Annotated in this window: 7 protein-coding genes; 1 reads left to right on the forward strand and 6 read right to left on the reverse strand. The window is 34.9% G+C overall.

Annotated elements, in window-relative coordinates; genetic code table 11:
• Positions 1 to 111: 111 nt before the first annotated feature.
• Positions 112 to 3,906, forward strand: coding sequence for a PAS domain S-box protein (locus HND39_02000; GenBank protein ID QKJ95135.1), 3,795 nt, complete (start codon positions 112 to 114; stop codon positions 3,904 to 3,906).
• Between the two features lie 6 nt (positions 3,907 to 3,912).
• Here the strand turns inward: HND39_02000 and HND39_02005 are convergent, their stop codons facing one another.
• From HND39_02005 to HND39_02030, 6 genes are all read right to left on the reverse strand, one after another.
• Positions 3,913 to 5,280: an NAD-dependent succinate-semialdehyde dehydrogenase gene (locus tag HND39_02005; protein ID QKJ97848.1), complete on the reverse strand. Its 1,368-nt coding sequence runs from the start codon at positions 5,278 to 5,280 to the stop codon at positions 3,913 to 3,915.
• A gap of 25 nt (positions 5,281 to 5,305) precedes the next feature.
• Positions 5,306 to 6,538: a serine/threonine-protein phosphatase gene (locus HND39_02010; GenBank protein ID QKJ97849.1), complete on the reverse strand. Its 1,233-nt coding sequence runs from the start codon at positions 6,536 to 6,538 to the stop codon at positions 5,306 to 5,308.
• Between the two features lie 9 nt (positions 6,539 to 6,547).
• Positions 6,548 to 7,816 carry a peptidase M64 gene (locus HND39_02015; protein ID QKJ95136.1) on the reverse strand — a complete coding sequence of 423 codons (1,269 nt, stop codon included), beginning with the start codon at positions 7,814 to 7,816 and terminating at the stop codon, positions 6,548 to 6,550.
• A gap of 186 nt (positions 7,817 to 8,002) precedes the next feature.
• Positions 8,003 to 8,578: an orotate phosphoribosyltransferase gene (locus HND39_02020; protein ID QKJ95137.1), complete on the reverse strand. Its 576-nt coding sequence runs from the start codon at positions 8,576 to 8,578 to the stop codon at positions 8,003 to 8,005.
• Between the two features lie 2 nt (positions 8,579 to 8,580).
• A complete protein-coding gene (locus HND39_02025; GenBank protein QKJ95138.1) occupies positions 8,581 to 8,862 on the reverse strand; it encodes a 4a-hydroxytetrahydrobiopterin dehydratase in 282 nt (93 codons plus the stop codon).
• Positions 8,863 to 8,944: 82 nt separating this feature from the next.
• Complete coding sequence (locus tag HND39_02030) at positions 8,945 to 11,452, reverse strand: ATP-dependent Clp protease ATP-binding subunit (GenBank protein ID QKJ95139.1); 2,508 nt, start codon at positions 11,450 to 11,452, stop codon at positions 8,945 to 8,947.
• Positions 11,453 to 11,669 lie beyond the last annotated feature (217 nt).

The raw sequence follows: 11,669 nt of genomic DNA on the forward strand, positions 1-11,669 counted from the left end.
TGATTTTATGATACTTCTCTCAGCACATTAAAATTGGTGACAGAGAAAGAAAAAATTATATCAGAAAATGTCCGGTTTAATCATCAATACTTTGTTTCTTAAAGATAAAAAATGCGTTTGGTCTATAATACTATTTTTGACAATTCACCTCAGATAAAACTATTAATTGATTGTAAAAATTATAAGGTTATTTCAGCTAATAAAGCTGCACGAAAGATTTTTAAATTATTAAAATCAGGGACGACTGAAAATTATTTAACTGATCTGTTACTTTTAAATAAATCCGCTGATTTGAAAAAACTTACATCAAAAAAATGTCAGGTTATAAACTCTGTACTTACAAGGAATAAGCAAGGTAAAAAGGTTGATTTCCGGATTGAATGTATAAAAGTGAAATTAAATGGAAAGTTTGTAGCTGAATGTACGTTTACAAAAAATTCAAAAACTAAATCATCTCACCCGAAATCAGCGGAATCTGAAGTTACTCAAACTAAATTAAAATCTATCTTCGATAATAGTCCACTTATGATTTTCATCCTGGATAAAGATGGATTTATCAAGGAAGTGAATTCACGCGGCGCAAAAGAACTTGGTTATGAAATAAATGAATTGGTTAATCAGCATGTTACGTTTGTATTTCATAAAGAGGATTGGCTGACGGTAAAAAAACAAATAGAAGAATGTCTTAATAATCCGGATAAAAATTTCAAATGGGAAATTAGAAAAATTAAAAAGAGTGGAGAGACTATCTGGGTTAGAGAAAATGCAAGTCTGATAAATTCGAATGGTGATGGACAGGATATTCTCATTCTTTGCGAAAACATCACAAAAATAATTGAAACAGAAAAATTAATTAATGACTCTGCTGCAAAGATAAAACAGATTGTAAATGCATCTCCTTATGGTGTACACGTCTATAATTTACAAGAAGATGACAGATTGCTGTTCACAGATTACAACCGTGCTGCTGATAAAATACTTGGTATAAATCACGCTCATCTTGTGAATAAAGAAATTCTTGAAGCATTCCCAAACCTTGCAGGCACCAATGTGCCGGCTACTTACAGGAAAATTGCACGTGAAGGGATCAAGGTAGAGAATGAAATTATTGAATACGTTGACCAGAACGTCAAAGGAACTTTTGAATTTTCAGCTTTTCAAATTGAACCGGGAAAAATTGCAACCTTTTTCAGTGATGTTACTGAAAAACAAAAAGCATACGATAGTCTGGAGAAGAGTGAATTAAAATTCAAATCATTATTTGAGCTTGCTAATGATTCAATTTTTCTGATGGACGAAGAAATATTTATCGATTGTAACCAAAAAACTCTTGATCTGTTTGAATGCAGTAAAGAAGATATAATTGGTAAACCACCGTATGATTTTTCTCCGGATTATCAACCAGATGGCAGACCCTCCGCTATTAAGGCTCTTGAAAAACTATCGGAGGCAATAAAAGGAAATCCACAGCGGTTTGAGTGGCAACATAAAAAACTTAATGGCGAATTGTTTGATGCTGAAATCAGTTTAAATAGAATTAATCTTGGCGAAAATGTTCTCATTCAAGCTATTGTAAGAGATATTTCCGGAAGAAAAAAATCCGAAGAACAAATTTCTATGCTTGCACACGCTGTGAAAAGTATTTCAGAGTCAATTTGCATTACCGATACTGAAGGTAAAATAATTTTCGTGAATAACTCATTTTGTAATTCGTATGGCTATACGTACGATGAAATACTTGGTAGTCACATCTCGTTACTTCTTTCTAATCAATCCGCCGATGGTTTTCTGAATCATATACTCTCTTCGACTTTACGAGGCGGTTGGGGCGGTGAGTTATTGAGTAAAAGAAAAGACGGTTCTGAATTTTTATCATCCATATCAACATCAGTTATCAGAGATGAGAAAGGCAGTCCAATAGCCTTTACAATTGTTGCCATGGATATAACAGACAGAAAGAAATCCGAAAATGAGCTGCGTGATTCAAGACAGATGCTTCAATTGATACTTGATAATATACCACAACGTATATTCTGGAAAGATATTAATTCTAACTATCTGGGTTGCAATAAAAATTTTGCAAACGATGCAGGTTTTTCTAATCCTTCAGATTTAATTGGGTTGAATGACTACAACATGCCCTGGAAAAGCGTTGAGGCAGATCATTATCGTTTGATTGATAGTAAAGTAATGAAGAATAATCAACCAATATTTAAAATTATCGAACCACAAACTCATTACGATGGTATGTTAGCCTGGGTCGAAACAAATAAAATACCGTTGCACGATGAGCTTGGAAAGGTAGTTGGAATTCTTGGTACATACGAAGACATAACCGAAAGAAAAAAATCAGAGGAAGCACTAAAAGAAAGTGAAGAGCGTTTTCGTTCCTTAATTGATAATATGATTGAAGCTGCTTTAATTATTGACTGGGATGGTGAAATTATTTTTGCTAATAACAGTGCTGCAAAATTGGTTCATCTCGAAGATGCATCTCAAGGTATCGGCAAAAATGTATTCGAATTTTTACATGATGATTTTGCACCACAGGTTTATTCGGCACTAAAATATTTAGAGAGGAACCCTGCCCCGTTCAAAGATGAATATATTATCAAAACAACTCAAAATGAAGAATTGTGGGTAGAAAGTCTCGGAATTAATATAATGTTCTCAAATAAAAAATATATCCTTGTTACTTTAAGAGATATAACAAGCAGAAAAAATGTCGAGAAACATTTACTTGAAGCTAAAGAGAAAGCAGAAGAACTGAACAGAGTAAAATCTAACTTCCTCGCAAATATGAGTCACGAATTAAGAACTCCGCTTGTAGGAATTTTAGGGTTTGCAGAATTGCTGCAAGAGAGATTAAGAGAAGATACAACAAAAGAAATGGCTGATCGTATTTTAACGAGTGCCGGCAGGTTGATGGATACTCTAAATCTTTTACTTGATCTTTCAAGGATTGAAGCGAAAAAGGTTGACATTAATCTTCAGCCAAACCGAATTTCTGAATTAGTCGAATCACAGGTTCAATTATTTGAAGCAGTTGCGGAAAAGAAAAATTTATTTCTTGAAACTTCTATTATCAACCATAATTTATACTCGAATGTAGATGAGCAAATATTCAGACAAATAATTAACAACCTCGTCAACAATGCGCTTAAATATACTTACACTGGCGGTGTATTGGTTTCAGTTGATTCAATTATTAATGATTCAGGTGAGTTTGTAAGAGTAAGTGTGAAGGATACCGGAATAGGAATACCAACGGAAAGTCTGGGATTGATTTTTCAGGAATTCAGACAAGTAAGCGAAGGATTTAACCGACACTTTGAAGGAACCGGACTTGGTTTAACTATTACAAAAAACTTTGTTGAATCGATGGGTGGGCAAATCAGTGTAAATAGTACTATCGGTTCCGGATCAACATTTACCATTATCTTCCCTTTACTAAAAGATTATAAACAAATTGAAGTTAAGAAAGTAATAGATTCAAATTCAGAACTACTCTCCGTTAAAGAATATAAAGCTGAGTTCAGACCAAAGCTTCTTGTCGTTGATAACGATGATTCAAGCAGAGATATAATAAAATTGTTCCTGAAAAATATTTGTGAAACTGATTTTGCAGACAGCGGTGAAAAAGCCTTCAGACAAGTAAATGAAAAGAAGTACGATATTATTCTGATGGACATAAATCTTGGTAAAGGAATGAGCGGTGTTGAAACAACAAGAGAAATAAGAAAGATTGAGAGCTATAAAGAAATTCCGATTGTTGCAATTACAGGCTTTGCGATGAGAGGAGACAGAGAAGAATTTATCCTGGCAGGATGCACACATTATCTTTCAAAACCATTTACAAGAACAAAACTTTTAAAACTAATAAGTGAGATATCGGAACCAAAGTAGCATTGATTACTTAATGTAAACTGTTTTGATATTGACGAATTCTCTAATACCAAATGATGAAAGCTCTCTGCCATATCCGGATTCTTTAATTCCACCAAACGGTAATCTCGGATCTGATTTTACAAAAGCATTTACAAAACAGCAGCCAGCTTGTAATTTTTCTGCTGCAATTTTTTCTCCTCTCTCATTATCCCTTGTAAAAACAGCAGCACCAAGTCCGAATATAGAATCGTTGGCAAATTCAATAGCCTGATTTTCATCCTTCACTTTTATTATTGCTGCAACAGGTCCGAATAATTCCTCATCGTAAGCAGGCATTCCTTTTTTTACATTTGAAAGAACAGTTGGAGGATACCATGCACCAACAGTTTCAGGAATTTCTCCGCCAAGTATTAACTTTGCACCAAGTTCAATACTTTTTACAACTTGCTGATGCAATTCATCTCTCAGCGAAACACTTGCCTGTGGTCCGATGTGATTGGATTCATCAAACGGATTACCCATTTTTTTTATTTTCATTTTTGCGACAAAAAGTTTTTCGAATTCATCATAGACTTTTTCGACAACGATAAACCGCTTTGCCGCAATGCAACTCTGTCCAGCATTAATTAATCTTGCATTGACACAAGTTTCTGAAGCCATTTCCAAATCTGCATCTTCGAGGATAATATACGGATCACTTCCTCCCAACTCCATAACTGTTTTCTTCAAAACTGATCCTGCGGTTTTACCAACAGCTTTACCGGCAGTAACACTTCCGGTTAAAGTAACTGCTTTGATCTTTTTATTTTTTATTACAGCTTCCATTTGAGATGAAGGGACTAAAATTGTTCTGAAAAGATTTTCAGGAAAGCCAGCTTCACGAAACACTTCTTCGATTGCAAGGGCACATCCGGAAACATTTGAAGCATGTTTTAAAATTCCTGCATTACCAGCCATTAAACCCGGTGCAGCAAATCTGAACACTTGCCAGAAAGGAAAATTCCATGGCATAACTGCAAGCACTGTTCCGAGAGGCTGATATGTTACAAAACTTTTTGATGCATCGGTTTGAATCAATTCATCCTTTAAAAACTTTTCAGCATTATCCGCATAATATTCACAGACCCAAGCACACTTTTCAACTTCAGCTTTTGATTGAGAAATTGGTTTGCCCATTTCAAGAGTCATTAATTCTGAATATTCTTCTCTTTTTGCTTTAAGAACCTGAGCAGCCTTCATCATAAGATTCGATCTGTGACCGAAAGAAGTTTCTTTCCACTTCTCAAATGCATCAGCAGTTAAATCTATAATATTATTTACTTCTGACGGAAGCATTGAATGATAAGTTTTAATCAATTGCAGGTTTGCAGGATTAATAGATTGAATCACGATCGCCCCGAATTTTTTAATTCAAATTTCATTTCATTTTTTTGATAACTACCAATGTCATATCGTCAGAGTATTTTCCATTCTTTGAATATTTAATTACATCTTCCAGGATTCCCAGAGCAATTTCTTTTGGTGAAGATTCGCTCAGCTCTTTTACTTTATTCAACAGGCGATCATCTCCGTATGCATCATAATTATTATCAGCTGATTCTGTAATTCCGTCTGAATAAAGAAGAAGAACATCATCCTTTGAAAAATTTATACTATCGACAAAATATTTTGCATCGGGTGCGGGACCCAGAACCGGACCAGTTGTTTTCAGATATTCAGCAACTTTTGTTTTTGCTTTAATAAAGATGGGCGGGTTATGACCAGCATTTGCATAAAGAAATAATCCACCACGATGTGTTGTTAATTCACCATAAAAAAGAGAAGTAAATTTATCATCTTCAAAAATCAGATTAACAAGCTGATTCATTCTCCGCATCAATGCTGCAATCTTTAATTCAAAACCACTCGCCATTCTCAGTGCACCTGAAATATACATAGCTTCAGCAGCAGCACCGACACCTTTACTTGCAGCATCTCCGACTGCTACTCCAAGTCTTTCACCATCGGATCCATGCAGAAGATAATCGAAGAAATCTCCACCGACAATCTCAGCAGGATTTGTTATTCCGTAGAGATCATAAACATTGAACTTGTATTCGTGCTCAGGAAGAATACTTTTTTGAAGTTGTCTGGCTCTGTCAATATCTGCTTTAAGGTGATCAACACTTGCCGATGTTCTTCTTTGTTTTATTTGTGCAGTTAAAGCTGTTGCAATAATGTTAAGATTAATTCTGAACTCTTCGTCTATTTTATCACTATTAAGAGCAAGCAAATACTCATAATAAAATTTTTCTTTAATTTTTTTTCTTCTGCCAACACCAGAAGCAGAATATTTAAATATGCCTTTTTTTCTTAATGTGCTGATTGTTTCCTGGCTTAAAATTGTTCTGTGCTTTGATATTGATTCAAGTATGGGGTAACGATTGATATCGATCTGAAAATCGGAATCAATTTTTTCAATATTGCCGGTCTGAAATAATATTTTATAGGTTTCAGATTGGTCATTTAGTTTCCAGATTCTTCCACCGGTAATTTCTATTTCTTCATTACCGATAATTTCGTTCATTGTGGCGATGAGCATTTCTTCTTCCGTTTTAAATTTCCCGGAAGCAATTGATTCAACAAGCCGATGTAATTTTTTCTGATCTATTGCCATATTTTATTCCGAATAAAAATCTATCATTTGCTGAATTGCACGTTTACAAACAGGACATAAACCATCTACTTTGATAGATCTCATCGTACAATCTTCCATTGGTCTGTAAATTCCTTTTTCCATATATCCACCGCCTTCGAATGCACCAACTTTATTTTTAAATTCATCCGTAGCCGGAGTTGGTATCGGTGTTCCCTCTTTTACAAGATCTTTCCACTTTGAATTAAAATCAACAAGTGTAGTAAGATTAGGATCAAGCGGTTCAACATCTTGCGGATAAAAATCCTGATATGCAACGTCCGATGTCCAATATTCATCTGCCAGAGAAGCAAATCCATGACCGAATTCATGCGTTACAATAAATTCAAAATTCTTGTCGTTCGTTACCGATAAAGAATAATGATTGTAAATTGCTCCACCTCCATATTTATCAGTATTAGCTAAAATATAAATCTGATCGTAAGGTGCATTTGAAGCAACGTTGCGCAGTGTCTTATTATCTGAGGTCATCAAATATCTTTCAGTATCAAACGTGTAAAAATTTGAATTGACTAAAGTTTTCTTCCAGATATTTTCTTTAGGAATATCAACTCCGGATTCGACAGAAGGGGCTGCTATTCCCCAGATGTTGAACTTATTTTTATTTTCTTTGAACGGAGAGGAGTTGAACAGATAACCAGCAAATTTTTCGCAATCGTTTTTGAATTTATCCATTTCATCTTTTGTATAACCTTCGGGAATTATGACAATATCAACTTTAACTGCCGGATCGCCTGAATGAATAACTTCAAAATTTTCATACTCAGCAGTTCTTTCCGGTTTGATAAAATAGTTTTCCGGATCAATTCTGAACTCAAATTTTTTCAGCAGTTCATTTTTCCTGTTATGACCGTAAAATTTTACAATAACAGGTTTCATTGGAAATGGAAATATGACCGTCTCGCTGAAAGTTTTGAAAGTCTGTTTTGCTTCTTCTGTTGTCTGCCATTCACTGAAAAGTGTTGCGTATCCTCTTGAGTAAATTAAAGTGTTAGAGTTTTCATCGTAAACTTCAAACCTGTATTTGCCGTAATTGAATTTATCAACAAGATTTACTTTTGATCCTCCCCAAAATGGTTCTTCGATCAATTCATCGAATGAATAAGAATCATTGTCCTTATTTCCTGTATGAAAATAATCGAGACGCAGTGTTTTGTCCTCGAAGTAATCTTCAAAATTTATTTGAGAGTAAGTAATAGAAGCAAATATCATCAGGGATAAAATTAATTTCATTATAAGACCTTATTAATCATTAGAAAATATTATTACAAAGATAGGAGTTTTGAGTGATAGTGGTAAAGTAAATATTGGATCCTGAATTTAGTTCAGGATCTGAATTTCTTTCGGAATTTCAAGCTATGCTCAAACTATTTTGGGAACCTGTCCAAAGGACTCCTTCGGAGAAACAAGTTCAGGTTTTTACTTTATTATTCTCGAGCCTGGTTTTACAAGTTCAATATCTTCTCTGCATAAAGGACATTCATCAGGCAGATAAGAAACAACTTCCATTTTTAAAGTTGAGAACTGAGGATAATTAAAATTCACGCTGCCATTACTTCTGTCCACAATGAACCCGACACCAACAACATTTGCATTGTTGTTTTTTACAATGTCAATTACTTCAAACACTGAACCACCAGTCGTTACAACATCTTCACAAACCAATACTTTTTCATTATCATCGAGAGCAAAACCTCTTCGGAGAGAAAGTTTTTTATCTTCTCTTTCTGCAAAGATGAACCTTTTGTTTAACTGACGTGCAACTTCCTGCCCAACGACAAGTCCGCCAATTGCAGGTGCAATCACAGTATCTATTTCATACTTTCTGAAATTATCTGCAATCATTTTACAAAGCACTTCATTGTATTCAGGATATTGTAAAACTTTTGCACACTGGAAATATCTGTCGCTGTGTCTTCCTGAAGTTAAAAGAAAATGTCCGGTTAAAAGTGCGCCTGATTTTTTGAAGATATTTAGAATTTCTGTTTCAGTCATAACTATCCGAGTCCTTCAATTTTTTCTGCAAGCTGAAAATCTTTTTTTGTAATTCCACCTTCACTGTGAGTTGAGATTGTGATTTTAACTTTATTCCAGGAATGAATAAAAATATCCGGATGATGATCCATTTTTTCTGCTTCTGCACCAACTTTGTTTACAAATGAAAGTGCCTCAGCAAAATCTTTAAACTGGAAAAGTTTTACGATCTGGTTTTCTTCCAGTTTCCAGCCGGATATTGAGGAAAGTTTTTTTGTTATTTCGTCTTGATTTAATAAAGCCACAAATCCTCCAAATTAGATTAGTTTTAAAATATAAAAAGCGTATTGATAAAATACGCTTTTCAAAAATAATTTTATTTAATATTTAGTTTTCTACTCGTCCGGGGGCTTTTGTTTCTTCGCCTGGTTTTGCAACTTCTAATGACTCATCGTAAAATACGAGGTCATCTGCACCTTCAACGTGCTTTGCAACTATCTTGGTTCCTTCTTTGAATGAACCACGAAGAATTTCTTCTGCCAATGGATCTTCAACATATTTCTGGATTGCTCTTCTTAAAGGTCTTGCACCAAACTTTTCGTCAAAACCTTTGTTGACAAGGAATTCTTTTGCAGTCTGATCAAGAATTAAATCCATCTTATTCTCTTCAAGATTCTTGTATAATCCTTTTATTTCAATGTCGATGATCTGCATTATATCTTCCTTGTCAAGATTACGGAAGACAATTGTATCATCAATCCTGTTAAGAAATTCAGGATTGAATAATTTCTTCATGGCATCTTCAACAGTATCCTTCATCTTATCATACTGATCTTTTGGTTTCGAATCGCTAAATCCAAACGAACTTATTGTTTTTATATCTCTCGTTCCAACGTTTGAAGTCATAATAATAATAGTATTCCTGAAATCTACTTTTCTTCCAAGACTGTCAGTTAAAATTCCGTCATCAAGTACTTGAAGCAGAATACTGAAAATATCCGGATGAGCTTTTTCAATTTCATCAAACAGAACAACCGAGTAAGGTTTTCTTCTAACTTTTTCTGTCAGTTGACCGCCTTCTTCATAGCCAACATATCCCGGAGGAGCGCCAACGAGCCGTGATAAGGAAAACTTTTCCATATACTCGCTCATATCAATTCTAACAAGTGAATCTTCAGAATCGAAAAGATATCTTGCAAGTGCTTTGCATAATTCAGTTTTACCAACACCTGTTGGTCCTAAGAAAATAAAACTTCCTATTGGTCTGTTAGGATTTTTTAATCCTGCTCTGGTTCTTCTGATTGCCTTTGTAAGTTTTTTAATAGCTTCATCCTGACCAACGATGAATTGCTTCAAAGCTTCATCCATTTTAAGAAGTTTTTCGGATTCAGTTTGTGCAATTCTGTTAACCGGGATTCCAGTCATCATTGCAACTACCGTAGCAATATCATCTTCGTTTACATCGTGAACTATATCTCTTGTCTTTGCATCCCATTCTCTTTTTGTTGATTCAAGATCAGCCTGGAGATTTCTTTCCTTGTCTCTGAGTCGTGCTGCTTCTTCATAATCCTGTCTCTTAACTACGGCAGCTTTCTCTCTTCTAACCTGTTCTATTTCTTCTTCAAGATCAAGAATTTCTTCCGGAACTTCAAAGTTACCCATATGAACTCTTGAGCCTGCTTCATCAAGAACATCAATAGCTTTATCCGGCAAATGGCGATCAGTAATATATCTGTTACTGAGTTTTACCGCAGAATCAATTGCAGCATCAGAATATTTTACGTGATGATGCTCTTCGTATTTGAATTTAATCTTTTCAAGAATTTGTCTTGTTTCATCATAAGATGGCGGATCAACCATGACTTTCTGGAAACGTCTGTCAAGTGCACCATCTGTTTCAATGTGTTTTCTGTACTCATCGAGAGTTGTAGCGCCAATACATTGAATATCACCGCGCGATAACGCGGGCTTAAACATATTGGAAGCGTCAAGGGAACCGGAAGCTCCGCCAGCACCAACTATTGTGTGTAATTCATCGATGAATAAAATAACATCCTTTGCTTTTTCAAGTTCATTCATCAGAGCTTTCATTCTCTCTTCAAACTGACCGCGGTATTTTGTTCCGGCAACGAGACCAGCAAGATCAAGAGTAACAACTCTTTTATCCTGTAAAATTCGGGGGACTTTCTTTTGAACTATCCGAAGAGCAAGTCCTTCTGCAATTGCTGTCTTTCCAACACCCGGTTCACCAATTAGTACAGGATTATTTTTCTTTCTTCTGCTCAAAATCTGAGCAACTCTTTCAATTTCTTTTTCTCTACCAACAACAGGATCAAGCTTATCGTCAATAGCAAGTTTTGTTAAGTCTCTTCCAAAATTATCGAGCACCGGAGTTTTAGTTTTTTCAGTTTTCCTATCAGGTGAAGTAACTTTGGCAGGACCAGCATCTTTGTTTCCTTTGCTGCTCAGCAACGCATTTAGTTCTGATCTTGCTGAATCATAGGTAACATTGAATTGATGCAATATCTGGGTTGCAATATTATCTTCATCTCTTAAAAGTGAAAGAAGCAAATGTTCGGTACCAATCACATCTGCTTTATAAATTTTTGATTCGATCTGAGTAATCTTTAAAACTTTTTCTGCTTGTTTTGTCAGTGGAATATTGCCAATCGTCAAAGTTCCACCAGAAGTTCTTACCGTATCTTCAATTGCTTTTTTCAGTTTCAATAAATCACAGTCAAGATTCCGTAATATTCTAACAGCAACACCCTGACCTTCCCTGATGATTCCGAGCAGAAGATGTTCTGTTCCGATATAATCGTGCCCCAGCCGAAGAGCTTCCTCCCGGCTCAATCTGATTACATCCTGTAATCTATCTGAGAAATTTCCGTCCATTTATCTTTTTCCTCTCTGTTTTATCGTATAAGTACTATTTTTTCCCTCTAAAAGTCCAACTAATATAAACATAAAATTTATTATTATTTCAACCAGTTTATTAAGTCACAGGCAATAATATCTTAGTCTAAAAATATCCGCAATGCATTATTTCAGTAAATAGTCCTTATTGACAAAATAAGTGCCAGTGGTTAACTATTAAATCTTTTGATTAAAC

The sequence above is a fragment of the Ignavibacteriota bacterium genome, from assembly GCA_013285405.1.
Taxonomy (GTDB): Bacteria; Bacteroidota; Ignavibacteria; order Ignavibacteriales; family Ignavibacteriaceae; genus IGN2.

What these genes read in the sequence shown, in the direction of transcription:
- HND39_02015 (QKJ95136.1), bottom strand. Translation starts at nt 7,816, where the DNA reads ATGAAATTAATTTTATCCCTGATGATATTTGCTTCTATTACTTACTCT.
- HND39_02000 (QKJ95135.1), top strand. Translation starts at nt 112, where the DNA reads ATGCGTTTGGTCTATAATACTATTTTTGACAATTCACCTCAGATAAAA.
- HND39_02020 (QKJ95137.1), bottom strand. Translation starts at nt 8,578, where the DNA reads ATGACTGAAACAGAAATTCTAAATATCTTCAAAAAATCAGGCGCACTT.
- HND39_02030 (QKJ95139.1), bottom strand. Translation starts at nt 11,452, where the DNA reads ATGGACGGAAATTTCTCAGATAGATTACAGGATGTAATCAGATTGAGC.